22 protein-coding genes are annotated in these 25,417 nt (G+C 69.7%); 6 read left to right on the top strand and 16 right to left on the bottom strand.

Annotated elements, in window-relative coordinates; translation table 11 throughout:
* Positions 1–97 precede the first annotated feature (97 nt).
* Positions 98–1,183: a YihY/virulence factor BrkB family protein gene (locus tag ABCS02_RS01235; protein WP_345833793.1), complete on the top strand. Its 1,086-nt coding sequence runs from the start codon at positions 98–100 to the stop codon at positions 1,181–1,183.
* Positions 1,184–1,333: 150 nt separating this feature from the next.
* A complete protein-coding gene (locus tag ABCS02_RS01230) occupies positions 1,334–2,701 on the top strand; it encodes an Nramp family divalent metal transporter (RefSeq protein ID WP_345833792.1) in 1,368 nt (455 codons plus the stop codon).
* Here the strand turns inward: ABCS02_RS01230 and ABCS02_RS01225 are convergent.
* From ABCS02_RS01225 to ABCS02_RS01155, 15 genes are all read right to left on the bottom strand, one after another.
* Positions 2,680–5,361 (bottom strand): excinuclease ABC subunit UvrA, encoded by a 2,682-nt coding sequence (locus ABCS02_RS01225; RefSeq protein ID WP_345833791.1) that lies wholly within the window; start codon positions 5,359–5,361, stop codon positions 2,680–2,682. The genes ABCS02_RS01230 and ABCS02_RS01225 overlap by 22 nt on opposite strands.
* An 81-nt stretch (positions 5,362–5,442) precedes the next feature.
* The gene (locus tag ABCS02_RS01220; protein WP_345833790.1) at positions 5,443–5,877 is read right to left on the bottom strand and encodes a DUF488 domain-containing protein; all 435 of its coding nucleotides are present in this window, start codon (positions 5,875–5,877) and stop codon (positions 5,443–5,445) included.
* A gap of 106 nt (positions 5,878–5,983) precedes the next feature.
* Positions 5,984–7,153: a Gfo/Idh/MocA family oxidoreductase gene (locus ABCS02_RS01215; protein WP_345833789.1), complete on the bottom strand. Its 1,170-nt coding sequence runs from the start codon at positions 7,151–7,153 to the stop codon at positions 5,984–5,986.
* A 45-nt stretch (positions 7,154–7,198) separates the two neighbouring features.
* Complete coding sequence (locus tag ABCS02_RS01210) at positions 7,199–8,020, bottom strand: sugar phosphate isomerase/epimerase (protein WP_345833788.1); 822 nt, start codon at positions 8,018–8,020, stop codon at positions 7,199–7,201.
* A 22-nt stretch (positions 8,021–8,042) separates the two neighbouring features.
* Positions 8,043–9,023 (bottom strand): ABC transporter permease, encoded by a 981-nt coding sequence (locus ABCS02_RS01205; RefSeq protein WP_345833787.1) that lies wholly within the window; start codon positions 9,021–9,023, stop codon positions 8,043–8,045.
* Positions 9,020–10,534: a sugar ABC transporter ATP-binding protein gene (locus ABCS02_RS01200; protein ID WP_345833786.1), complete on the bottom strand. Its 1,515-nt coding sequence runs from the start codon at positions 10,532–10,534 to the stop codon at positions 9,020–9,022. Before ABCS02_RS01200 ends, ABCS02_RS01205 begins: the two co-directional genes overlap by 4 nt.
* A 52-nt stretch (positions 10,535–10,586) precedes the next feature.
* Complete coding sequence (locus ABCS02_RS01195) at positions 10,587–11,741, bottom strand: substrate-binding domain-containing protein (RefSeq protein ID WP_345833785.1); 1,155 nt, start codon at positions 11,739–11,741, stop codon at positions 10,587–10,589.
* A gap of 266 nt (positions 11,742–12,007) precedes the next feature.
* On the bottom strand, positions 12,008–13,015 hold the full coding sequence (locus ABCS02_RS01190) for a LacI family DNA-binding transcriptional regulator (protein WP_345833784.1): 1,008 nt from the start codon (positions 13,013–13,015) through the stop codon (positions 12,008–12,010).
* A 66-nt stretch (positions 13,016–13,081) separates the two neighbouring features.
* Complete coding sequence (locus ABCS02_RS01185; protein ID WP_345833783.1) at positions 13,082–13,633, bottom strand: HPP family protein; 552 nt, start codon at positions 13,631–13,633, stop codon at positions 13,082–13,084.
* Positions 13,630–14,091: a hypothetical protein gene (locus tag ABCS02_RS01180; RefSeq protein ID WP_345833782.1), complete on the bottom strand. Its 462-nt coding sequence runs from the start codon at positions 14,089–14,091 to the stop codon at positions 13,630–13,632. The genes ABCS02_RS01185 and ABCS02_RS01180 overlap by 4 nt, the downstream gene beginning before the upstream one ends.
* Complete coding sequence (locus ABCS02_RS01175; RefSeq protein WP_345833781.1) at positions 14,088–16,457, bottom strand: nitrate reductase; 2,370 nt, start codon at positions 16,455–16,457, stop codon at positions 14,088–14,090. The genes ABCS02_RS01180 and ABCS02_RS01175 overlap by 4 nt, the downstream gene beginning before the upstream one ends.
* Positions 16,458–16,503: 46 nt before the next feature.
* A complete protein-coding gene (locus ABCS02_RS01170; protein ID WP_345833780.1) occupies positions 16,504–18,576 on the bottom strand; it encodes a glycoside hydrolase family 2 TIM barrel-domain containing protein in 2,073 nt (690 codons plus the stop codon).
* 4 nt (positions 18,577–18,580) lie between these two features.
* Complete coding sequence (locus tag ABCS02_RS01165) at positions 18,581–19,444, bottom strand: carbohydrate ABC transporter permease (RefSeq protein WP_345833779.1); 864 nt, start codon at positions 19,442–19,444, stop codon at positions 18,581–18,583.
* A gap of 3 nt (positions 19,445–19,447) precedes the next feature.
* Positions 19,448–20,371, bottom strand: coding sequence for a sugar ABC transporter permease (locus tag ABCS02_RS01160; RefSeq protein ID WP_345833778.1), 924 nt, complete (start codon positions 20,369–20,371; stop codon positions 19,448–19,450).
* Positions 20,372–20,418: 47 nt separating this feature from the next.
* Positions 20,419–21,801 carry an extracellular solute-binding protein gene (locus ABCS02_RS01155; protein ID WP_345833777.1) on the bottom strand — a complete coding sequence of 461 codons (1,383 nt, stop codon included), beginning with the start codon at positions 21,799–21,801 and terminating at the stop codon, positions 20,419–20,421.
* A 140-nt stretch (positions 21,802–21,941) separates the two neighbouring features.
* Between ABCS02_RS01155 and ABCS02_RS01150 the strand changes: the two genes are divergently transcribed.
* The 4 genes from ABCS02_RS01150 to ABCS02_RS01135 all read left to right on the top strand — a co-directional run bounded on the left by ABCS02_RS01150 (position 21,942) and on the right by ABCS02_RS01135 (position 24,994).
* Complete coding sequence (locus ABCS02_RS01150) at positions 21,942–22,949, top strand: LacI family DNA-binding transcriptional regulator (protein WP_345833776.1); 1,008 nt, start codon at positions 21,942–21,944, stop codon at positions 22,947–22,949.
* Positions 22,950–23,113: 164 nt separating this feature from the next.
* Positions 23,114–23,869, top strand: a complete 756-nt coding sequence (locus tag ABCS02_RS01145; protein ID WP_345833775.1) for a phosphatase PAP2 family protein — start codon at positions 23,114–23,116, stop codon at positions 23,867–23,869.
* Positions 23,866–24,639 carry a phosphatase PAP2 family protein gene (locus ABCS02_RS01140; RefSeq protein WP_345833774.1) on the top strand — a complete coding sequence of 258 codons (774 nt, stop codon included), beginning with the start codon at positions 23,866–23,868 and terminating at the stop codon, positions 24,637–24,639. The genes ABCS02_RS01145 and ABCS02_RS01140 overlap by 4 nt, the downstream gene beginning before the upstream one ends.
* A gap of 76 nt (positions 24,640–24,715) precedes the next feature.
* Positions 24,716–24,994 carry a hypothetical protein gene (locus ABCS02_RS01135; protein WP_345833773.1) on the top strand — a complete coding sequence of 93 codons (279 nt, stop codon included), beginning with the start codon at positions 24,716–24,718 and terminating at the stop codon, positions 24,992–24,994.
* 6 nt (positions 24,995–25,000) lie between these two features.
* On the opposite strand, the gene ABCS02_RS01130 is transcribed toward ABCS02_RS01135, so the two are convergent.
* Positions 25,001–25,354: an ATP-dependent DNA ligase gene (locus ABCS02_RS01130; protein WP_345833772.1), complete on the bottom strand. Its 354-nt coding sequence runs from the start codon at positions 25,352–25,354 to the stop codon at positions 25,001–25,003.
* Positions 25,355–25,417 lie beyond the last annotated feature (63 nt).

The raw sequence follows: 25,417 nt of genomic DNA, 5'->3' as shown, positions 1-25,417 counted from the left end.
TTCCGGGTACACCAACCGGGGGGGGGGGGGGAGGCGGAATGCCTCCGCCGCGCCGTTTCCACACCCAGAACCGACGAACGAACGAAGGAGCCACACGATGAGCGACGACGACATCGGAGCCAGCACACGACTGGAGGACGCCCCCGCGCCGGACGACCCCCGCAAGCCGGACAGCCCGCCGAAGCTGCACCGCGGCTCCTGGAAGCTCGTGCTCAGACGCACGCTGCGCGAGTTCAGCAACGACAAGTGCACCGACTTGGCGGCCGCGCTCACCTACTTCGCCGTCCTCTCGCTGTTCCCCGGGCTGCTCGCACTGGTGTCGCTGCTCGGCGTGCTCGGGCAGGGGACGTCCGCGACCACGGCGCTCCTCGGGATCCTGAAGCAGGTCGCGCCCGGCGACACCGCCTCGCTCCTCAAGGGGCCGCTCGAGAACGCGGCGCACTCCCCCGCCTCCGGCCTCGCACTCGCGCTCGGCATCGTCCTCGCGATCTGGTCGGCCTCCGGCTACATCGGCGCGTTCTCGCGCGCAATGAACCGCATCTACGAGCTGGACGAGGGACGGCCGTTCTGGAAGCTCAAGCCGCAGCAGCTGCTGGTCACGGTCATCTCCCTCGTGCTCGTCGCGATCGTCGCGCTCATGCTCGTGGTGTCCGGTCCGGTCACCAAGGCCGTCGGCGGCGCCCTCGGGCTCGGATCGACGCCGCAGACGGTGTGGGAGATCGTCAAGTGGCCGCTCATGCTCGTGGTCGTGGTCGTCATCCTCGCGGTGCTCTACTACGCGGCTCCGAACGCCAAGCAGCCGAAGTTCCGGTGGATCAGCGTCGGTGCGATCGTCGCGATCCTGGTGCTCGCCGTCGCCACGTTCTTGTTCGGGCTGTACGTCGCGACGTTCGCGAACTACTCGAAGACCTACGGCCCGCTCGCGGGGGTGATCGTCTTCCTGCTCTGGGTGTGGATCGCCAACCTCGCGCTGCTGTTCGGCGCCGAGCTGGACGCCGAGATCGAGCGCGGCCGCCAGCTCCAGGCGGGCATGGACTCGGAGGAGACCATCCAGCTCCCTCCGCGCGACACCCGGCTCAGCGAGAAGTCGCTCAAGAAGGAGGAGGCGCTCGTCGCGGAGTCGGCGACGATCCGGGAGAACGCGGACGCGAGCGGCGCTGGCCGCCCTGCAGGGGACGATTGAGGGCGCAGGAGCAGCAGATCTGCGAATTTTCATAGCCTGACCGGGGGTTCTCCCCAGATTCGCGGCTACCGTCCGGCCCAGCAGGGTCACAGAAATGACCCACCGACGTCACTGAAAGGACACAGGGGAGCCATGGGCGATACTGCGCCGTTGGAGAAGCGACCGCCCGAGGAGCACGTTCCCGGCGTCGGCACCGGGCGCGGCGAGGGCGCGTCCCTCCGTGCGGCACGCCGCAGCCCGCTCGCCCGATTCTTCGGCGCGCTCGGTCCCGGCCTGGTCACGGGAGCCGCGGACGACGACCCGTCCGGGATCGCGACCTATTCCCAGGCGGGTGCGACGTACGGAAACAGCATGCTGTGGACGGTCCCGCTCACCCTGCCGTTGATGATGGCGGTCCAGGAGATCTGCGACCGGATGGCTCTGGCCACCGGCGACAGCCTCGGCAAGCTGATCCGCCGGCACTTCAGCCGCAGCTTCCGCATCGCGATCGGTGTCCTGCTCGCCGCCCTCATCTGCGCGAACGTCCTCAACGTCGGCGCCGATCTGAACGCCATCGGTCAGGGCATGTCGCTTCTCCACGCCGGGCCGGCCTGGATCTGGAGCCTGGTCGCCGGTGTCGGCATCGGCATCGCCGTCGTCGCGGGTTCGTTCGAGCGGATCGGCATGATCTTCAAGTGGCTCTGCATGGTCCTGCTGGTCTACATCGGCGTGCTTTTCGTCATGCACGTCGACTGGGCGGCCGTCGGCCGCGGCCTCGTCGGGTCCGGCATCCGGATCACCCCCGCCTACCTCGCTCTCGTCGTGGGCGTGCTCGGGACGACGATCAGCCCGTACATGTTCTTCTGGCAGTCGGCGCAACGCATCGAGGAGCTGCGCGCGGAGGAACGCGGCGGCGACGAGGCTCCCGCGCTGTCGGACCGTCCGAAACCGGAGGCGAAGCGCCGCCTCCGCAACAGCCGACTCGACGTCTTCACCGGCATGGCCTTCAGTGTGCTGATCATGTTCGCGATCATGGCGTCGTCGGCGGCCACACTGGGGCTGCATCACAAGGCCATCTCGAGCGCGGCCGACGCCGCCAAGGCCCTCGAACCCATCGCGGGGAACTACGCCGGCATCCTCTTCGCGCTCGGGTTCATCGGATCCGGCGTCCTCGCGGTGCCTGTCCTCGCCGCCTCCGGGGCCGCGGGGATGGCCGGCCTGCTCAACAGGGACTGGGGTCTGGACCGCAGCCCCCGCCGCGCGCCGCTGTTCTACATCCTGCTCGGCCTCGGGATCCTCGTGGGGAGCGTGCTCGCGATCGTGTCGACCGACCCGATCCAGTTGCTCGTGCTCTCCGCGATCGTCAACGGGATCGCGGCCGGGCCGTTCCTCATCGTCATGATGCTCATCTCGCGGAACCGGCAGATCATGGACGGCCACGCCAACGGCCCGCTCGCGACGGCGATGGGGTGGGCCACGACGGTCATCATGTGCGTGGCCGGCGCGTACGGGGTGTTCTACACGGTCACGGGAGGGTGAGCGTCCGGGCTCCCCACCGGTGATGCGGCGTTGATGGCTGCCGCGAGGTACGGCGCCGAGGCGCTGGCGGGCGCATCCGCGACCTCACGGGGTGTGCCCGTGGCGACGACGGTTCCGCCGTTCTCGCCCGCGCCGGGGCCGAGATCGATGACGTGGTCGGCGGTGGCGACGACGCGCATGTCGAGTTCGACCACGACGACCGTGTTCCCGGCGTCGACGAGACTCTGCAGATGCTCGACGAGGCGGTCCGCGTCGGCGCAGTGCAGCCCGGAGGTCGGCTCGTCCAGCACGTAAAGGGTGTCCGCGCGCTGGGCGCGCTGCAGTTCGGAGGCGAGCTTCACCCGTTGCGCCTCGCCGCCGGAGAGCTCGGTGGCCGGCTGACCCAGCCGCAGGTAGCCGAGTCCGACATCCACGAGCGCGGTCAGGGAGCGCATGATCTCGTTCTCGCCGGGAAAGAACGCGTGGGCCTCCTCGACGGACATCGCCAGGATGTCGGCGATGTTCCGGTCACGCCAGGCGATCTCGAGCGTGTCCTCCGTGTACCGGGCGCCGTGGCAGTCGGGGCACACGGTGTAGACCGACGGCAGGAACAGCAGCTCCACCATGACCGACCCCTCGCCTTCGCAGGTGGGGCAGCGGCCGCCGGCCACGTTGAACGAGAACCGACCCGGCCGGTATCCGCGCGCCCGCGCTTCCGGCGTCTCCGCGAATCGGCGCCGGACGTGATCGAACAGTCCCGTGTACGTGGCGACGTTGGAGCGGGGCGTTCGGCCGATGGGCTTCTGGTCGATGCTGACGACTCTGCGCACGGCGCCGAGATCGCCCGACACCGTTCCTTCGAGCACTTCGGGCCCTCCGGCGAGGAGCAGGTCGTCGGTCTCCGGGGCGTCGTCGTCCACGCTGACGGGCCGGCCGAGGTGGTCCCCGAGCAGCGCGGGGAGGACCTGGCTGACGAGGCTGGACTTGCCCGACCCCGACACTCCGGTCACGGCCGTGAAGGCGCCGAGAGGGAACGAGACCGACGCGTCGCGCAGGTTGTTGCGGCTGACGTGCTCCAACCTCAGCCACCCGGTCGCCTCCCGTGGGGTTCGCAATGCGAGCCCGCGGCCGCCGAACAGATAGCCTCTGGTCACCGACTCGTCCACGCCGGCAAGCCCGCCCGGCGCTCCGCTGTAGATCACGCGACCGCCGCGTTCCCCCGCGCCGGGCCCGATGTCCACCAGCCAGTCCGCGTGCCGCATCACCTCCACGGAGTGCTCGACCACGAACAGGCTGTTGCCTCTCCTTTTGAGCCCCTCGAGGATGCCGAGGAGAGCGTTCACGTCTTGCGGGTGGAGGCCCGCCGACGGCTCGTCGAGCACGTACACGACACCGAACAGCTCGGAGCTCAGCTGGGTGGCGAGACGCAGCCGTTGCAGCTCGCCGCCGGACAGCGTCGGTGTCGTGCGGTGCAGGGAGAGGTACCCCAGCCCGAGGTCGATGATGGGTCGCAGGCGCTCCAGCAGCTCCGCCGCCAGCCGCGCCGCCGCGGCGCGCTTCTCCACCGACTGATTCGGAGTCCGCCGCACGTCGGGCGCGGCCGCGTGCGACGCGCCTCCCGCGGCGACCCGCTGCTGCGTCGCCTCGTGCCGGGCCTCCTCGCCGAGCGCCGCTCCCGAGGTGGCGAGGTCGTCGGCGGCCGCGGCCACGACCGCCGCGAGCCGGCCGGAGAGCTCACGGAGCGGGAGTCGTGAGAACTCGGCGATGTCGAGCCGTTCGAACGTCACGGAAAGCGCCTCCGGCTTCACACGCTTCCCGTGGCACACCGGGCACACGGCGGAGGTCAGGAACTCGGCGACCCGCCGCTTCATCGACGCGCTCTTGGTCGTGGCGAACGTGTCGAGCACGTAGCGGCGCGCACCGACGAACGTGCCCTGATAGCTGGGCTCCATCCCCGCCGAGATCGCCCGCCGCGTCTGCGCCGGCGTCAGCCCCGCATACACCGGGACGGTCGGCCGCTCCTCGGTGAACAGGATCCAGTCACGGTCCTCCCGTCGCAGGTCACGCCACTCGGTGTCGACGTCGTAGCCCAGCGACACCAGGATGTCCCGCTGGTTCTGCCCGTGCCACGCCGTCGGCCAGGAGGCGATGGCCCGCTCCCGGATCGTGAGCGTCGGGTCCGGGACCATCTGCCGCTCGGTGACTTCGTACACCCGGCCGATGCCGTGGCATTCCGGGCACGCGCCCTGCACCGTGTTGGCCGAGAAGTCCTCCGCGTAGAGCATGGGCTGACCGTCCGGGTAGTCGCCGGCCCGCGAGTACAGCATCCGCACCAGGCTGGAAAGCGTGGTGATGCTGCCCACCGTCGACCGGGCACTGCGCCCGCCGCGCTGCTGCTGCAGCGCCACCGCCGGCGGCATGCCCGTGATCGAGTCGACGTCCGGGACGCCGGCCTGGTCGATGAGCCGCCGGGCATACGGGGCGACCGACTCCAGGTAGCGCCGCTGCGATTCCGCGAAGAGCGTCCCGAACGCGAGCGACGACTTCCCCGACCCGGACACCCCGGTGAACACGACCATCGCGTCGCGCGGGACGGTCAGGTCCACATTCCGGAGGTTGTGCTCGCGGGCGCCCCGGACCCTGACATCCGGCTGGACCGCGGATGGGACTTCGTTCGTCATCGTCTGAGACCCTCCTCACCGCCGGACGGTACCAGCGCTCCTGGAGTGCACAAGGGCGCGCACCGCGACGGAGTGCCACGATCAGAGGTGGACGATCTCGACATCTCCCCACGCCGCGGCGAGATACTCCGCAGCCAGGCGGCGGTGGCACCGCTCGGGAGCCGCCTCCGAGCACAGCAGGACCCCGCCGTCGAGGTCGGCCGGTCGCAGCACGGCCTCGACCTGCCGGTCGCGGAGGAGCCGGAGGTACGTCTCCGCGTAGCGATCCCACGAGAGCTCGCCCCTCTGGTAGGCCCGCAGGTGTTCAGCGGTGGGCGCGAGCCGCAGTTCATGGCGATAGGACATCCCGCACAGCTCGCGGACGAAGAACTCGAGGTCATCCCGCTTCGCGAAGCCGGCGAGCTGCGAGACGTTGTTGAGCCGAGTGTCGACGAGCGCTTTCGCGCCGCTGTCCCGCAGCATCCCGAAGAACCGGCTGGCCTTCTTCTTCGTGAAACCGATGGTGTAGAGCCTCATCATCCCGCCCCTCGGAGATCTCCCCCACTGTACGCGGGCTCGAGATTCCGGCAGGAACGGGCCGGGCGGCATGGAGGGACCGGCCACACCGCCCGGCATCGGCGCCTCAGCCGATCCTCGGCACCTCGACCCACAGTCCGGTCTCCGCCGACTGCTCGATCGCGTCGTCGATGAGTGCCGTCGCGTAGCCGTCGGCGAAGTTCGGGCTGACCCCGGTGCCGTCGGCGATGGCGCTGAAGAAGTCGTGGGCCTCGATGATCTTCGTCTCGCCGTAGCCGATGCCGAGGGCGGGGATCGGCCAGAGAGCGTCGCCGTTGGGGTGAGCCGGCCCGGTGTAGATCGTACGGAACCCGCGACGGTCGTCGCCGTCCGAGGCGAAGCAGACCTGCAGCTCGTCGCGGCGCTCGTAGTTGAAGACGATGCTGCCCTCGGTCCCGTGGATCTCGAAGGTGATGTAGTTGTTCCGGCCGTAGCCGTTGCGGGTGGCCTCGATGGAGCCGATCGCGCCGTTGTCGAAGCGGATCATCGTCATCACCTGGTCGTCGACGTCGACCGCGCCGCGCGGTCCCCCGCCGCCGCGCGCGTTACCCAGGCTGTCGGCCCCGCCCGTCTGGAGGGGGCGGTCCGGGATCCAGGTCTCCATCATGGCGTTGACTGAACCGAACTCGCCTACGAGGTAGCGGGCGATGTCGATCACGTGCGTCGCGATGTCGCCGAGGGCGCCGGAGCCCGCGATCGACTTCTGGAACCGCCAGGACAGCGGCGAGTCGGGGTTCGCGCTCCAGTCCTGGAGGTAGGTGCCGCGGAAGCTGAGGATGCGCCCGATCGCGCCTTCCTCGATGAACTTCCTGGCCAGCGAGATGGCGGGCGTGCGGCGGTAGTTGAAGGCGACCATGTTGACCACGCCGGCGGCCGTGACGGCGTCGTACATGGCCTTGGCCTCGGCCGAGGTGCGGGCCAGCGGCTTCTCGCTGATGATGTGCTTGCCGGCCTCCGCCGCCGCAATCGCGATCTCGGCATGGAGATGGTTGGGCGTGGCGATGTCGACGACGTGGATGTCCGGGTCGTTCACGACGCTCCTCCAGTCGGAGGTCGAACGCTCGAAACCGAACCGGCGGGCCGCCTCGGCCGCCAGCTCGTCCGTCGCCTCGGCGATCGTGTGCCGGACGGGGAGCGCCGGGGCCGGCCAGAAGAACATCGGCATCGCCGCATACGCCAGCGAATGGGCCTTGCCCATGAATCCGCCGCCGATCAGTCCCACGTTGAGGTGCTGCATGGTTGTTGTCTCTCCTTCTCGAAAAATGGTCGGTGTGCGGCGCCGTCAGGCCGCGAGCAGACGGCGGAGGGTCTCGCGGCTCGACTCTGCGGCCTCCCTGGGGTGGCCTGCGTAGTCGTCGAGCTCCACCATCAGCCAGCCGTCGTATCCGGTGTCCTGCAATGCCGCGACGATGCCGCGGAGGTCGAGCTCGCCGGCCCCGAGCGGCTGGAAGGTCACCGACTCCCGGTCGAGGTCCTTGAGGTGCACATGATTGATCCGGTCCCCGTACGCGCGGATGATCGCCGCGGGGTCGCCGCCGCCCGCTGCCAGGTGCGCGACATCCGGGCAGAATCCGATGCGGGTGTTCGGAAGCAGCCGGTCGAGCTCCTCGGGGCTCTCCACGATCGTGGAGAGATGCGGGTGGTAGCTCGCCTCGAGGCCGGCGGCCTCGGCGATGTCGGTCACCTGGTTCAGCGAGTCCGCCAGCCGGCCGTAGTCGCCGTCCTTCGTCCCGGTCGCCCGCCGTGCGCCTCCCCCGATGACGAGCCGCTGCGCTCCGAACCGCGCCGCGAGGTCCGCGGACCGACGGATCCGGTCGAGCTCGTCCGGCAGGATGTCCGGGTAGATGAAGTTGGCCCCGCTGTAGACGCTCACGAGTTCCAGCCCGGCGTCGCGGAGGTGGCCGGTGAGCACCTCCGGCCGGTCGGCGTAGTCGACGAGGTTGCCGTCGAACATCTCGACGCCCTCGTATCCCGCCGCTCCGATGTCCCCGATCGCCTGGCGCATGTCGCCGTGCGTGAGATAGAAGAGGTCCTTGACGCTGGTCACGCCGGTCGGATGACCGACGACGCCGCCCCAGGTGATGGAGCAGTATCCGAGTCGCATTGCTTGCCTTTCCGTGGGTTCGTTACTTCTTGCGGGCCAGGGCGACCGCGAGGATGATGATCCCGCCGCGGACGACCTGCTGCTGGCTGCTGTCGAGGCCGGCGAGGATGAGTCCGTTGTTGATGAGTCCGATCAGCAGCGATCCGAAGAGCGTGCCGATCACGGTGCCGCTGCCGCCGAACAGGCTGGTTCCGCCGAGGATCACGGCGGCGATGGCGGAGAGCTCGTCGCCCGTCCCCCACTGGAACCGCCCCGACTGCAGGCGCCCGGCATAGAGCATCCCGGCGACGCTGGCCACCAGTCCCGAGAGCAGGAGCACCTGGAAGGTGATGCGCTTGGTGTTGATGCCGGTGAAGTCGGCGGCGGTGCGGTTGCCCCCGGTCGCGAGCACCTGACGGCCGAACTTGGTCCGCGCGAGCACGACCGCCCCGACGGCGACGAAGACGCCCGACCAGAGGATCAGCCCCGGGACGGGTCCGATGTTCCCCGAGCCGAAGATCGTGTTGTACGTGTCGTCGAGGATCGGGATCGGCGCCGAGGCGGTGATCCACTGGGCCGTGCCGACCGCGATCCCCAGCATCCCCAGGGTGACGAGGAACGACGGGATGCCGAGCATGCTCACGAGGGCGCCGTTGATGGAGCCGACGACGGCGCCCACCGCCAGCCCGCACAGGATTCCGGGCACGGGCCCCCAGGCCGCGATCCCCATCGCCGTGACGACGCTGGCCAGGCCCGCTGTCGACCCGACGCTCAGGTCGATCTGCGCGGCGGCGATGACATAGGTCATCCCGACCGCGATGATCGTGATGGTCGACGTCTGCCGGAAGATGTTGAGCAGGTTGTTCGGCGAGAGGAACCCCTGGTCGTGGAGCAGGATCGCGAAGAACGCGAACACGACCACGAATCCGATGTAGATGACGTAGCGACGCCAGTCCCAGTTCTTGACGGCCTCCGCGAGGCCGGTGCGCGGGGTGGCCGAGTCGATCGTTGCCGGTTGGTTCATTTCTGGACTCCTTGTACTGCGAGTTCGAGGGTCTCTTCGTCCGGCACGTCGCCGCGCGGGAGCTCGCGGACGATCGAGCCCTCCCGGATGATCAGGATGCGGTCGCTCACGGCGAGGAGTTCGGGGTATTCGGACGAGATGACGATCACGGCCTTGCCGGAGGCGGCCAGGTCGCGCACGCGGTCGAGGATCTCGCTCTTGGTGCCGATGTCGACGCCGGCGGTCGGTTCGTCGAGGATGAGCACGTCGGGCTCGGTTCCGAGCCATTTGGCGATCACGACCTTCTGCTGGTTGCCGCCGGAGAGCAGCCGGACCGGCCGGCCGGGGTGGCTGACCTTGATGCGCAGCCGCTCGATGAGGGACGCCGAGAGTCTCCGGCTCTCGGCCGTGCTGAGCAGCGGGCCGTGCCGCACCTCGTCGAGGAGGGGCAGCAGGAGGTTCTCCCGCACCGAGTGGTCGAGCACCAGCCCCTGCTCGCGGCGGTCCTCCGGGACGAGGGCCAGGCCCGAGGCGATGGCGCGCTTCGGCGAGGAGAGCACGACGGGGCGACCGTTCACCAGCACCTCGCCGGCGTTCGCGCGGTCGATGCCGAACAGCGCCCGGGCGAGCTCGGTCCTCCCGCTGCCCATGAGCCCCGCGAGCCCGACGATCTCACCGCGGCGCAGGGAGAAGGAGGCATCGCGGACACGGTCGCCTGCCGTGAGCCCGCGGACCTCCAGCAGCGGTGGACCGTCGTGCTCGACGGTGTCGCGAGAGCGGTAGGTGAGCTGTCCCTCGATCCTGCGACCGACGATTCCTTCGACGATCTCCTCCGGGGTGACGGCGCTCAGCGGGGCGGTGAACAGGCGACGTCCGTCCCGGAGCACCGTGATGCGATCCGCGATGCGGTAGACCTCGTCCATCCGATGCGAGATGTAGATGATCGAGATGCCGCGCGCCTTGAGCCGTCCGATCAGTTCGAACAGCGCCTCCGTCTCGTGACGGGCGAGGCTCGCGGTGGGCTCGTCCATGATGAGGACGCGGGCGTCCTGCGACAAGGCCTTCGCGATCTCGGTCAACTGCCAGTACGCGGTGCCCAGCCGCCCGACTTCCGCGCGCGGGTCGATGTCGACGCCCATGCGGGCGAAGACCTCTGCCGCCTGGCGGACGACCGCGCGCTCGTCGATCAGTCCGAGGCGCGTCAACGGCTCGGCGCCTAGCAGGATGTTCCGCGCGACGGTCAGGCTGGGGACCAGGCTGAACTCCTGGAAGACCATGCCGATGCCCGCGGCCTTGGCGGAGTGGATGGAGTCGATGCGCGTGGGGGCGCCGTCGACGAGGATCTCCCCGGCGTCGGCCTGGTACACGCCTTGCAGGATCTTCATCAGCGTGGACTTGCCCGCGCCGTTGCCGCCTGCGAGAGCGTGAACCTCGCCGGGCCGGACGTCGAAGTCGACATCGTCGAGGACGACGACACCGCTGAAGGCTTTCGAGACGGCGCGCATCTCTACGGCGTTGTTCGATGTGGTCATGGATCCGCCTTTCGACCGGCCGGGAGCGCGGCTGCGCTCCCGGCCGGCTCGCCTACTTCTTGTACGAGTCCTTCAGGTCCTGGGGCGGGTCCTGGTGGTAGACCTTCTTCCACGCGTCCAGCACGTTCGAGTGGTCGACCGGCAGCGCGCTCAGCGCGATGTACGGCGGGGCGCTCTTGCCGAGGAGGGCCCCGGCGCCGAGACGCGCCTCGGTCACTCCCTGGTCGAACGGGACCTGCGCGCCGAGGCCGACGATGAGCTGGTTCTTGGCCAAAGCGATGGCGACGTTCTTGCCGAGGTCCTCCGTCGCGATCTTGAGGTCCGCGCGGCCGGAGGCGCGGGCCGCGGCCATCACGCCCTCGGCGGGGACGTCCCAGACCCCCCAGATGCCGGAGAGGTCCGGGTGCTGGCTGAGCATCGCGTTGGCCGCGGCCTGGGCGTCTCCCGCGAAGTCAGGACCGGCGATCCCCTTCTCCGTCACGATCTTGATGTCCGGGTAGTCCTTGGTGATCGTGTCCTTGAAGCCCTGATAGCGCTGCTTGGTCACGAAGAAGTCGGCCTGGTGGAAGATCGTGCCGATGGTGCCCTTGCCGCCGAGCGCCTTCGCCAGTTCGTGGGCCGAGACGACGCCGTTGCCGTAGTTGTCGGCCGAGACGACCGAGACGTAGTCCGAGCCGGCCTTCAGTCCCTGCGGGACGTTGTCCATGAACACGAGCTTCGCGCCCGACGCGGCGGCGGCCTTGTACGCGGACGCGGTCGCCACCGGATCGGTCGGGATCGAGACGATGATGCTCGGCTTCTGCGCCAGGACGGTCTCGAGGTCGGAGACCTGCTTGTCGGGCTTGAAGTCTGCGTCGGTGGTCGCGATGACCTTGATCCCGAGCTTGCCGAACTCGCTCTTGAGCCCCGCGATCTGCGCGGTCGCCCAGTCGTTCCCGCCGTAGTGCATGACGATCGCCGCCGTCGCGCCGAGCCCCTTCACCTTGGCGATCTCGTCGGCGGACAGGTCGGCGGCGGAGGCCGGGGACGGCTCCTCTCCGTTCGGGCCCTTGCTGAACACCTGCCCGGCCACCTTCTCGAGGGCCTTCTCGGCCTTCTGGGAGGCCGCGGAGTTCTGGTCGGCGCCGGAACTCGTCGTGGAACTGCAACCGGCGACCGCGAACACGAGCGCTGCTGCGGCTGCGATGAGTGCTGTCTTTCGAAGCATGCTTCTTCAGTCCTTTCTGGATTGCGATGGATGAGGTGCGTGGATCCCCGGCGTCCTGCGCACGCCGCTGCCGCGGTCGGACGCACGCCGGGGGGCGGACTCCGCCCCGAGATCACGATCGGCTCCCTGGACAGTCGTCACTGACGTCGGGGCGGATCGATCTCGTTGACATCGCCGGCGTCGGTCCGTCGAACTCCGTCGGCGCCTCTATCGTGAACGTTCACGGAACTATTTGTCAAGCCGGGCGGACCGACGTGTCCCACCGGTCAGGCGGCGGGGATCGCGCTGTTCCGGACGACGAGGGTCGGCACGCTGGGCGTGCGATCGACCTCTCGGCCCTCAACGGCCCCGAGCAGGACCTCCATCGTCCCCCGGGCCAGCGCGGGGAAGTCCTGCCGCACGGTGGTCAGCGGCGGCAGGAAGTAGTCCGACCCCTCGAGGTCGTCGAAGCCGACGATGCTGACGTCCTGCGGGACCCGCACCCCGTTCTCGACGAACGCCCGGATCAGTCCCAGCGCGGTGTGGTCACTCACGGCGAAGATCGCCGACGGGATTCGGCCCTCCTCGATGAGACGGAGGCCGACCTCGTACGCCCACCGAGGGGTCCAATCGCCCTCCAGGCAGAGCCCGGGCCGCAGCCCGGCGCCGGCCAGTGCCGTCTCCCACCCGCTCTTGCGCACGCGTCCGTCGAACCAGTCCATCGACCCCGCGATGTGCGCGATGTCCGTGTGGCCGAGGTCGATGAGGTGCTGGGTCGCCATGCGCGCTCCCAGCTCCTGATCCTCGGAGTACGTGAACACGTTCGGAGTCCCCGACGCACCCGCGGCGATCATCTCCACCGGCACGCGCACCGACGCCGCCCGCGTCGCCTCCGCCATCGACAGCCGCGGGGCGATGACGATGATGCCGTCGACGCCGATCTCGTCGAGCGTGTCGAACGCGCGCTGGATGGAGAACTCGTACGGCTCGTTCGCGGCGACAACGGTGACGACGTAGCCGCGCTCCCGGGCCTCCCGCTCGAGCGAGAGCAAGGTCCCGACGGGTCCGAACCGCGGCGACCCGTCGGTCACGATCCCGATCGAGGTCGACCGGTTGGTGACGAGGGAGGTGGCAGAACGGTTCCGCCGGTATCCGACCTCGGCGATGATCTCCTGGATCCGGGCGCGGGTAGCGGCGTTCACGTCCGGGGCGTCATTGATCACCCGCGAGACGGTCTGATACGAGACGCCGGCGATCCGTGCAACGTCGGTGATGGAGGGCTTCCGCGTCGGCACAGGGCTCCTTTCGGCGAGTGGCTCCCAACGGACTCTATCTCCAGCGGGCACGCACCGGCTCTGCCCTCACCCGAGGCCGCGCCGGAGGCGCTCCCCCAGCAGCCAGTTGATCCCCCAGCCCGCGACGATGGTGAACGCGATCGCCGCCGCCATCGAGAGGATGCCGGGCGGGGTCGCGATGATGCCGAGGCTCACGATCAGGGTCGTCGCGCCGGCCGGCGGATGCGGCAGCTTCACCACATGCAGCACGAACGCGGTGAGCGCGACCGAGACCGCGCCCGCGAGGACGTACCCGGGGGTGGGGCCGCCGACCGGTGCAGGCGGCTTTCCGGCCATCCCGAACAGATACAGGCAGATGAGGCCGGCGACGATCGCGACGGCGTGGCCGACGGCGGCGTTGAGCGGGCGCGACGCCTTCTCCTGCGGTGAGCCGAAGATCAGCATGACGGTCGGGCCCAGGCTCGGGAACAGCCAGGGAGAGGTCAGCGCGATCCCGATCGCGCCAGAGGCGCCCAGCACCACCAGTGACAGCACCGCCGTGTACGCGCCGGCTCCGGCCTGCCCGCCGGCCCGCGTGACGCGCTTCAGCACCGAGGGGCGCCCCATCCGCATGCTCATGACGCGGCCACCAATGCCTGGGGCGCCGCCTGCTTCATCCGGGTCAGCAGCCAGCGGAGCTGGACGGCGGTCTCCTTGTCGCAGTTCTGGACGACGGTGAGCAGCTCCTCGTCGCGCAGCGCCTGCGCCGCCTGCTTCACCATCGTCCAGGTGACGTCGGCGAGGCTGGCGAGGAGGTAGAGGTCCTGCAGGTCGCGGAGCAGCCCGACCGGCCCGCTGCGCGGCTCGCTGATCGCGTCGGCGTGGAGGCGTTCCGGCTCGTCGTCCGCCGGCGCCTTTCCGATGCGCTCGATGACGGGGTCGAGAGCGGCGCGGTGCGCGTCGCACTGGTCGGCGAGGGTCATGCACAGGAAGTGGACGTCCGGCTCGTCGCCGTGCGCCTCGGCGACGGTGCGATACGAGCGGCCCAGCGTGGACTCCGACTCGGCCAGCAGGGTGAGGTACACCGGCAGCTTCATGAGCCCGCCTCCTCGGCGTAGCGGCCCACCTGGACGGCCGCCGACTTGAAGACCGGCTGCTTCGAGACCGGGTCCCACTCGGTGATGGTCAGCTCGTTGGCCGCGGTGGGATGCCGCTCCTCCGCGCCGGGCGGGGCGTCCCAGTAGCCGTAGTGGAAGGGTGCGAACACCGTCCCGCGGCGGATCTCCGAGATCCGGGCGGGAGCCACGATCCGGCCGCGGCGCGAGACCACCTCGACCAGGTCGCCTTCGGCGATGCCGCGCTCCTCCGCGTCCTCCACCGCCACCTCCAGCCAGACCTCGGGCGCGGCCAGCGTGAGCTCCGGGCTACGACCCGTCTTGGTGCGCGTGTGGAAGTGGTAGACGCTGCGTCCGGTCGTCAGCCGCAGCGGGTACTCCTCGTCCGGCGGCTCGTGCGGTCCGGAGTAGGCCGCGGACTTCAGCAGGGCGCGCCCGTCGGGACGCAGTGCCTTGTACGACTCGTCGCCGACGGTGGCGCCGGTGAGGAGGTCGTGGCCGTAGCTCTCGCAGTACGCGGGATGCGAGGGGAAGTCGAAGTCGGTGTACAGCCGCGGCGGGCTCTCAGTCTCGCCTTCCCGTCGCGGCCACTGGATGCCCGACTCGCGTCGCAGATCGTCGTAGGAGATGCCGGTGTAGTCGCAGGGACGGCCGCGCGACGCCTCCTGCCATGCGCGGTAGGCGTCCTCCGGCCCCTCCCAGTCGAGCAGAGGGCGCCCGTCGTTCCGGCGGAAGCCCATGCGCCGCGCGTAGTCCAGGAAGATGTCGAGATCTGCGCGCGCCTCCCCCGGCGGTTCGACCGCCTTCTCGGAGAGGTGGACGGTGCGGGTCGCGTTCGTGAAGGTGCCCGTCTTCTCACCCCAGCCCGCGGCGGGCAGCACCACGTCCGCCAGCTCGGCGGTCTCCGTGAGGTAGAGGTCCTGCACCACCAGGAACAGCTCCTTCTTGGCGAGCAGCTCGCGGATGCGGGGCAGCTGCGGGAGGGAGACGGCGGGGTTCGTCGCGGAGACCCAGAGGAAGGAGATCGACCCCTGCTCGGCGTACCGGAACAGCTGCATCGCGTGGGTCGGGGGCGCCCAGTGCGGGATCTTCAGCGCGTCGACGCCCCACAGGTCGGCCAGCTGCTGCACGTGCTCCGGGTTCTCCCAGTTGCGGAAGCCCGGCAGGTCGCCGTCCGCGCCGCACTCGCGGTTGTTCTGCGCGGTGGGCTGCCCGTTCATCTGCAGGAGACCGGCGCCGGGCCTGCCGATCATCCCGCGCAGCAGGTGGAGGTTGTTGACCTGGCACGCCGACGCCGTGGCCTGGGCGGACTGGTAGAACCCCTGCAGCACGGTCGAGAACACCCGGTCGGTCTCGCCGAAGATGCGGGCGGCGCGGCGGATGTCGTCCGCGTCGACGCCGCACACCTCGGCCGCCCGCTCCGGCGTCCACTCCTGCGCCCGACCGCGCAACTCCTCGATGCCGAGCGTGTGCGCGTCGACGAACTCCTCGTCGATCCAGCCGTTCTCCATGAGCTCGCGTTCGAGGGCCAGGAGGAGCGCGAGGTTGGTGCCGGGCCGCACGGGCAGGTGCACCTCCGCCTTCTCGGCGGTGGGCGTGCGCCGCGGGTCGATCACGACCAGTCGCGGCGGATTCGGCCCGGCCAGCCGGTCCAGCACCCGCGACCAGGTGACCGTCTGCGTCGCCGCCAGGTTGTGGCCCCACAGGAACATGGCCTCGCACTCGTCGATGTCCTCGTAGCAGCCGGGCTGACCGTCCGCGCCGAACGTCTCCTTCAGCGCGGAGGCAGCGGTCGCCGTGCACAGTCGCGTGTTGCCGTCCATGTGCGGGGTGCCGACGCCGGCCTTCCCGAGCACGGCGAGCGCGTAGTACTCCTCGATGAACAGCTGGCCCGAGGTGTAGAAGCCGTGGCTGAGCGGGCCGACCTCCTCCAGCAGCGCGGAGCTGCGCTGCACGATCGCGTCCATCGCCTCGTCCCAGGTGCACTCCACCAGCTCGCCGTCGCGCCGGATGAGCGGATGCGTGAGCCGGTCGCCTCCGCGCATCCCCTGCCAGCTCGCGTAGAGGCCCTTGGGACCGAGCCGGCCGTGGTTGATCCGGTCGTCGGCACGGCCGCGGATGCCGACCATGCGGCCGTCCTTGACCGCGATGTCGCACCCGCAGCCGTTGCTGCAGAGCACGCACGCGCTGCGCACCCAGGTGTCGACGTCCGCCTCGCTCAGCCCGGACTGGAGGGCGAGGTCGACGCGCCCGGGCCAGTGGCCTCCTCGCTCGTACGGCGTGCGGTCGCCCCACACGTCCTCGATCCGGGAGGCATCCCCGGCGGACGTCGTTGTTCGCTGAACCATGACCGCCACTGTCGGCTCGCGCGGTCGCCGCTGCAAGGGGTGGGGGTCAGGTCGCGGGGCGCGACCCCCGACGGTTCGGCTGCTCGATCGGGGCGGCGTCGATGAACGTCCGCGCGATCGTCCCCCCATCGACGGTCAGCCACAGGTGCAGCCGGGACGGTCCGCCAGGGGCCGGCGCCGTCAGCACGGCGGCGTCGCTCAGGCGGTACGGCGCCGCGACGACCGGAGCGGAGGCCACAGGTGCAGCTCCCTCCGAGAACGTCGATCCCGCAGCACCCCAGGCGGCGCGCACCACGCCCTCGACGCCGGTCGCCCCGAGGTGCGACACGTGAACGGACACCGTCAACGGCTCCACGGGCACGGGGATGTCGGCGCCGGCGTGGGCCGGCACCACGTCCACGACCAGCACCGTCGGGCCGAAGGAGTCCGCAGGGTTCAGGCCGCCGAGGTCCTTGCGGCGGCGGCCGGCGTCGAGGAGGCCGGCCATCTCGTGCTCGACGTCGGTGAGCTCGGTGTAGACGTAGCCGGCGAAGCGGTCGTGGCGGCGGATCTCCTGGGTCTGCCAGCGCACGTGCCAGGCGCGCTCCAGACTGGTGAAGCCCGCGCCGAACTCGCTGTTGAGGATGGGGACCCCGGTGCGCGGGAAATCCTCCGAGCCGTAGAACGACTTGTCGACGATGAAGTCGGGGCCGAGCTTGACCTCGAACGTCTCGCGCTCCCCCGCGGCCAGCTCCGCGAGGTTGCGCGCCCAGTTCGCCGGGTTCTCGTCGTAGTAGTGCCAGTCCACCAGGTCGGTGCGCACGTGCGCCCAGCCGGAGTTCTCCACGATCGGGCGGGTGTCGTCCAGCGCCCGCATGGTCTCGTAGGCGTGCACGGCGGCGGCTGCGCGCTCGGGGCTGCCGGGGATGTCCCAGTCCAGGCCCCACTCCTCGTTGTAGAGGCCCCAGACGACGATCGACGGGTGGTTGCCGTCGCGGGAGACCAGCTCCGGCAGCTGCGCCTCGAACGCCTCGGCGGCCTCCGCGCTGAACCGGCTGGGGCACGGCGGCTCGGCCCACACCAGCATGCCGGTTCGGTCGGCGTAGTCGAGCCAGAGCGGCTCCTCGAACTTGAGGTGCTTGCGCACGAGGTTGAAGCCCAGCTCACGGGCGAGGTCGATGTCGCGGACGAGCGTGCCGGCATCCGGCGCGGTGAGGCCGGTGCGCGGCCAGTAGCCCTGGTCGAGCACGCCGCGCAGGTAGAAACGCTCCCCGTTGAGGTAGAGCGCCTCGCCGCGGGTCTCGATGCGGCGCAGGCCACCAGTGACGGTGAGCCGGTCGGCGGCCTCGCCCTCCCCCACGGTGAGCTCGATCGCGTAGAGGTGGGGGTCGTCCGGGCTCCAGAGTCGCGGCTCCGGGAGCTCGATTCGACCCCGGAAGCGGCCGCCGACGATGGGCAGCTCGACCCGGCTCCCGGCCACCTCGGCCACCACGGGGAGGCCGTCCGCCGGGTCGCCGGCGACGGCGCCCTCCAGGTCGAAGCCGGTGAGCGAGTCGCCGCGGACCGAGACGTCCACGACGTAGCTGCGGCCTCGCGCCTCCAGCCAGACGCTCTGCCAGATGCCAGAGGTGGGCGTGAAGGCGACGCCGTCGTAGTCGTCGCGCGGGATGGAGCGCTGCTTGCCGTGCGGGAGGGCGCGCTTGTCCGCCGGCGCGTCGACCTCCACCCGCAGTTCGGCGGGTGCACCCGGCGCCAGCAGCCCGGTGACGTCGAACTCGAACGAGCTGTGCCCGCCGGAGTGCCGCCCGACCTCCACGCCGTCCAGCGAGACCACGGCGTGGTGGTGCACCGCGCCGAAGCACAGCACGATCCGGCGGCCCGACCATTCGGCCGGGGCGATGATCGTCCTCCGGTACACGGCGTGCTCCAGCCAGGTGCGCTGCACCCCCGACGCCTCGGTCTCCCAGGCGAACGGCACCACGATCTCGTCGGGCGTGCGCTCGTCGCCCTCGAAGCTCCAGCGTCCGTTGAGGCTCAGCCAGGCGGCCGAGCGGTCGCGGTCGGGGCGCGGATACTCGGGCCTCGGAACGTCGAGGTCGGCGGCGGCGTCGAGGTCGACGGCGGTTTCTGCGATGGTCATGGAGTCAGCCCTTTACGCTTCCGGCGAGGATGCCGTTGATGAAGTGCTTCTGCAGCACGATGAACAGGATGAGGAGCGGGATGAGCGCGACGGTCGCCGCGGCGAGCAGCTCGCCGGTGACGGTGGCGTAGTCCGCGCCGACCTTGTTGCCCGAGATGTTCTGGGCGAGGGTCGAGAGCACCACCTGGAGGGTCGCCATCCGGCTGGAGCTCGCGACGACGACCGGCCAGACGAAGTCGTTGTAGATGTTCATGATGGTCAGCACGGCGAGGCCGGCCAGCCCCGGGCGGATCACCGGCACGATCACACGCCAGAAGATCCCGAACTCGCCGCAGCCGTCGACGCGCGCCGCGTCGAGCAGCTCGTCGGGCACGGCGGCGATGACCTGCCGCATCCAGAAGATCGCGAACGCGTCGACCGAGCCGGGGAGGATGAGCGCCTGGTAGGTGTTCACCCAGCCGAGCTCCTTCATCTCCAGCAGCAGCGGGATGATGAGGACGATCGTCGGCAGCATCAGCGTGAGCAGCACCGCGCCGAAGATCAGGTTCTTGCCGCGGAAGTCGTACTTCGCGAAGGCATAGGCGGCGAGCGGCGCGAAGAAGAGCGTGATCGCCCCCTTCACGAGCAGCACGACCCCGGTGTTGAGGAACCCGGAAGCGATCGGGACGTCCTGGAGCATTCCCCGGAAGTTGTCCAGCGTGAAGGCGGACGGATCGAAGCCGAGCGGGTCGCGGATGATCTCCGCCGCCGGCTTGAGCGACGAGAGGATCGCCCACGCGACGGGCGCGAGGAACGCCACTGTCAGCACGAGCAGGAACGCGTGCGAGCCGAGGTGGGGGCGGCGCTTGCGGATAACGACGTCGGCCATCGGTCAGTCCTTGGCTCGCAGCAGGCGGACGAACACGAGCGAGAGCGCCATGACGACGATCACGAGGAGGAACGAGTTGGCCGCTCCCGTGCCCAGGTCCGCCCGGGTGATGTGGTTGTAGAGGTAGAGCCCGGCGGTGGTGGTCGACCCGTACGGGCCTCCCTTGGTCACCACGTACGGCTCGGCGAACATCTGGAACACCGCGAGGGTCTGCAGCACCACGCAGAACATCAGCGAGCGGCGCAGCAGCGGCACGGTGATGCTCCAGAGCTGCCGGATCCGGCCGGCGCCGTCGAGGGATCCGGCCTCGTAGAGGCTGGCGTCGATCGACTGGAGGCCGGACAGCAGGATGATGACGACGAACCCGGTCGTCTTCCAGAGGAACAGGAGCGCGAGCGTCGGCTTCGCCCAGGCGCTGGTCACCAGCCAGCCGATGTGCGGCAGCCCGACTGCGCCGAGCACCGCGTTCACCGCACCGTAGTTCTGGTCGAACAGCACGATCCAGATCTGGGCGACGGCGACGAGCGGCGTGACGAACGGGACGATGAACGCCAGCCGGTAGAACCCGCGCAGCCGGAGCTTCGAGGTGTTCAGCAGCACCGCGATGACCACGGAGACCACGAGCTGGACCGGGACGATCAGCAGCCAGAGGATCCCCGAGTTCGCCAGCGACGACCAGAAGTCGGCGCTGCCGAGCAGGTAGGCGTAGTTGCCGAGACCGACCCACTCCGCCGCGCCCGCGCCGTGCCAGTCCGTGAAGCTCAGGCGCAGCGTGAAGATGAGCGGGTAGATGCTGAACGCGAGGAAGACCGCGACGAACGGGAGCACGAACAGGTAGGGGGCGAGCCGGCGCCGCCAGGGCAGGCCGCGCCCACGGCGCGTTCTGCCGAGGCCGGTCGCCTGCGGTGCTGTCAGTGTGGTGGTCACGTCGTTCCTCGTGGTGCGTGCGTTCGGCGGAGGGGTCGGTCCGGCCGCTACTTGCGGTCGATCAGGTTGGTCTGGATGTCCGTCGAGGACTGGTCGATCACCTGCTTGGGCGTCATCGTCCCGTCGAGCATCTTCTGGAGGTCGTTGCCGAGATAGTCCACGGCCCCGGACCACCAGGACGGGATCGGTGCGCCGCCCGGGATCTGCTTGCCGGCCGTGATCGCCGTGCTCCACAGGTCTTGGTCGCCCAGGGCGGGGATCGGCTTGAACAGCGGCTTGGCCGGGTCGGCTGCGGGCTGGTAGGCGGGGACGGAGGTGTTGAGGCCTCCGGGGTAGACGCTGTTCGGACCGTACACCGCCGTGTAGCCGGCCTTGTCGAACATCAGGAACTTGTAGAACAGCCACGCGAGCTGCGAGTTCTTGCCGTCCTTGGGCAGCACGAACGACGAGCCGCCCATCGCGCCGCTGCGGGCGCCGCCGTTCGACCACGCGGGCAGGGACATCGCGCGCCAGTCGCCGACCGTCGTCTTCAGCTGCTGCTGCGGCGCGAAGTCGAACCACTGCGCCCACGGGTAGAAGACCTCGCTGCCGGAGTCGAGGGCTCCGATGTCGCTGGGGCTGAGGTACTCGGCGCGCGTACCGAGGCCCTGCTTCTGGACCGAGTCGAGCCAGGTCAGGATCTTCGTGTACTGCGGGGAGTCCAGGCGCAGCTTGCCGTCGGCGCCGGCGAGGCTGGTGCCGAGCTGGCTCGCGTACATCTCCAGCTGCAGCTGGCCGAGGAACGTGGTCTGCTCCAGGTGGATCGGCTTGGCGCCCGGCTTGTAGGCCTGGTACTTCTTCGCGGCGGCGATGAGGTCGTCGTAGGTGCGGATGCCGCTCGGGTCGATGCCGGCGGCGCTCAGGGCCTTGGCGTTGTAGAACAGCAGGCCAGGGTCGAGGTCGAACGGGACGCCGTAGATGCCGCCCTTGACCGTGTTGACGTCGACCTTCTGCTTGGCGATGTCCTTCGTGTACGGCGCGAGCACGTCCTTCAGGTTCCAGAGGTAGCCGACGTAGCCGCCGACCTTGGCGTCGTCGAGGAACACCCCGTCGGGCACGTCGGTGCCGGTGATGAGCGTGTTCTGCAGCTTGCTGTCGATGTCGACGGCCTCGTGCTTGACGGTGATGCCGGGGTAGACCTTGTTGAAGTCCTTGATCGCGGCGTCGAAGACCTTGAACAGGTCGCCGGAGCGGTCCCAGATGGTGATGGTGCCCTTCGGCGAGCTCGCGGTGGGGGCCTTCAGGACCGACGCGTCGGCCGTGGAGGTGGAGGCGCTCCCGGAGCCGATCTCCGGGCCGCAGCCGCTCAGGCCGACGGCGACGAGCGCCGCGGTGGCCACGGCCGCGACGCGGACAGCAGCGCCGCGGGCGTTGCGTGGTGTGAGCTTCATGACACTCCTTTGTGCAGGATCGACGATACGTCGGCCAAGGGGATCCGCTCGCTGCGGTGGTTTGCCAACGTATGCAAAACCATAACGCACATTTGCAATCGTTGCAAACGATAGGATGTGGAAACTGCGAGAGGAGAGCCATGCCCGCGACGTTGCGCGATGTCGCCGATCGAGCACAGGTGTCGGTGCGGACGGTGTCCAACGTGGTCAGCGGATACGAGCACGTGAGCGAGAAGATGCGCACCCGCGTGATGCGCGCGATCGACGACCTCGGCTACGTCCCGAACCCGGTCGCCCGCACCCTGCGCACGGGGAAGACCGGCCTGCTCTCCCTGGTCGTGCCGGAGATCGACGTCCCGTACTTCAGCGAGCTCGCGCGCGCGGTGATCGACGAGGCCGACGCGCTCGGGTTCCAGGTGATGATCGACCAGACCGGGCAGGACCACGAGCGCGAGCGCCAGCTGCTGCGCGGCGGGGGCCGGCGCAACCTGTTCGACGGGATGCTGTTCGCGCCGCTCGCGACGCGCGACGAGCTCGACGACATCGAGGCGTCGGAGGAGCTGCCGATCATCCTGCTCGGCGAGCACGTCTTCGACGGGCGGTTCGATCACGTGGCGATCGACAACGTCCGAGCAGCGCACGACGCCACCACGCACCTCCTGGAGAGCGGCCGCACCCGCATCGCGGCGATCGGCGCCCAGCCCACGGAGGAGTACGCCACCCCGCTCCAGCGCACCGAAGGGTTCCAGCTCGCACTCGAAGAGCACGGACGCCGGCCGGTGGAGGCCCTCCAGATGACCGCCCCGCACTACGGCCGCGCCGACGGCTACGCCGCCGCCGCCGCGCTCATCGCGCAGGACCGCCGCCCCGACGCCATCTTCTGCTACTCGGACCTCCTCGCCATGGGCGCCATCCGCGCCGTGTTCGACGCCGGATTGCGGGTGCCGGAGGACATCGCGGTGATCGGGATCGACGACATCGAGGAGGGCCGGTACTCGCGCCCCTCCCTCAGCACGGTCTCCCTCGACATCCCGTTCATCGCGCGCACCGCGGTCAACCGGCTCGCCGCCCGCATCGACGATCCCACGGTGGAGGCGCAGGAGTTCATCGCGCCCCATCAACTGATCCCGCGCGAGAGCACTGCGTGAGCGGGCCCTCTGGCAGGCGCTGAGCACCCGCGCCCCCCGTGCAACGAGCTGCGCAGCCGTAGCACGATGCGCGCGAGGTTCAACCCCGAGGCGATGCCTTCGACTTCGCCGTATGCTCGGTCGACCATGCGGACCGAAGGGCGGCAGATGAGCAGGAACCTCCGATGACCTCAGCGCTGAGCGATCGACGCGCGGGGTCGGGTGGACGATGGCACGAGAAGTTCATCGTCGAGGAGCGGGTCGTCCCTGCGTCCTCGCGGAGGAACCTCTACATCAGCTCGGCCGTCCTCGTGCTGGTCGGGCTGGTCTGCTTCCTCGTCGTCCTGGACTCGGTCCGCGAGAGCGACGGGCTGTCGGTGATCGACCGGCCGATCCAGAGCTGGCTGGAGGGCATGCGATCACCGACGCTGACCGTCGTGATGGCGACCGTCGCCATCGTCTTCGGTCCGGTCGTCCTGCCGATCATCGTCCTCGTCACGGTGGTCTGGTGGGGCTTCGCGGCGCGACACGCGTGGCGACCGCTGCTCCTCGCAGGGAGCATGCTGGTGGGCGTGGCCACCGTCCAGATCCTCGCCCCGGTCATCGGCCGGCACCGGCCGCCCGTCAGCGCCATGCTGATCGGCGTGGACCACACCTCGTCGTTCCCCTCGGGGCACGTGATGGGCGCAGCCGATTTCCTCCTGATCACGACGTACCTGATCTTCTCGCGCCGCCGAAACCCCGTGTACGCGGTCATCGCGCTCGTCGTCGCGTTCGTCCTGGCGCTCGCGACGGCCGCCTGCCGGGTCTACCTGGGGTACCACTGGCCGACCGATGTGCTCGCCTCGATGTCGCTCTCGCTCGTCGTCATCGGCGGCGTGATCGCCGTGGACACCTGGCGGACCGTCCGGGTGCGGCCCGCCGCGCAGGAGTCACCGTGAGCGGCGAGCGGCCCGGACCGGGCGAGGGGCCGGTGGAGGCGGTCGAAGAGGTCCTCCAGAGCGACGCTCCCGCCGAGGTGAAGATCGCGCGACTGTGGCCGGTCGTGTCCGGTGCGGCGGCTCTCCTCTTCGTCGTGCTGCTCGCGACGGTGATCTTCTACCGGCAGGCCGACAAGCCGTTCGGCTTCGAGCTCGCGTGGATGAACGCGCTCGTCGCGGCGCGGGCGCCGGTCTGGACGATCCCGGCGCTCGTCCTCGATCAGGTGGGCGGCGGCATCAGTTCGATCGTCTACGTCCCGCTCGTGATCATCGGCGGCCTGCTGATCTGGCGCCGCCCCTGGGCCGCGCTGTACTACGTGATCGCCGCGGTCACGAGCGGGGTGATCGTGACCATCATCAAGAACCTCGTCGGACGCCCGCGGCCGACGGCGATCCTCGTCCAACCGGACTTCGGCTCGTTCCCATCCGGGCACAGCGCCACCGCGGCCCTCATCGCGACGACCCTCGCCATCATCTTCTGGCGCGCCTGGGTCTGGGTGGCGGGGCTGGTCTACACCCTCCTGATGATGCTCAGCCGCACCTACCTCGGCGCGCACTGGATCCTGGACACCGTCGGGGGCATGCTCGTCGGCGTGGGGGTCGGGATCGTCCTCTGGGCGCCCTTCGCCCTGCGGCTGTACCGCGAGCGCCGGCGGCCCCATCCGCCCATCTGGGTCAAGGTGGACCGGCATCCGGCGACACCGGGAGCCTCGGGTCACACCGCGGAGTAGCCGAGGCGTGAGGAGAGGAGAGTTCGGCGGACGCTGCGGCTGCCGAACTCGTGCCGAGGGGAGTAGCGTTCACGGGGTGACAGAGACACGAACGATGGTGCGCACGGAAGTGTCCATCAATGGCAGGTCGTTCTTCCTCGCCCAGGGCTCGGAAGCGGAAGACCTGCGGGGGCGGATCGAGGCGGCAGTGAACTCGCCGGGCACGTTCGTGACGTTCACGGTGGTGGGCAACCGGGAGGTCAGCGTGCTCATCACCCACTCGAGCCAGGTCGTCTTCACGGTCGAGACCGTGCAGTTCGACGAACGGGACACGGGCGACAGCGAGTTCCCGTTCGGGGGGCTCTACGACTACTGACCGGCGTCAGTTCGCGTGGAACGCCCGGTGCACACCGATCGGCACCGGCCGCCCGACCACGGGATTGCCGCCGTCCTCGCCCTCGACGACCAGACCACGGGTGCTGTCTGCGGCATTGGCCAGCCGGGCGAGCCACTCGCGGTTGATCGACGGCGACCGCGAGCCGTCGAACTCGAAGTAGAGCGGGGTGCTCGGGTCCAACCAGATCGACCCGCGCCCGCTCCCCCGCTCCGAGGCGACCTTCCAGGACATGATGAACGGCTCTCCCCGGCGGAGCTTGTTGACGATCACGACCTGCAGATGCGCGAGCAACCGGTCATCGAACTCGAAGACCAACGACTCGTAAACCAGCGAGCCCATCCGCCACGCCCTCCTCTAGACCGACCCCCATCCATACGTGAGAGTACCTGGCCGGAGGCAGAC

Source organism: Microbacterium sp. X-17 (genome assembly GCF_039615055.1).
The sequence above is the reverse complement of the archived record's forward strand: the minus strand, read 5'-3'. Positions and strand labels throughout refer to the sequence as shown.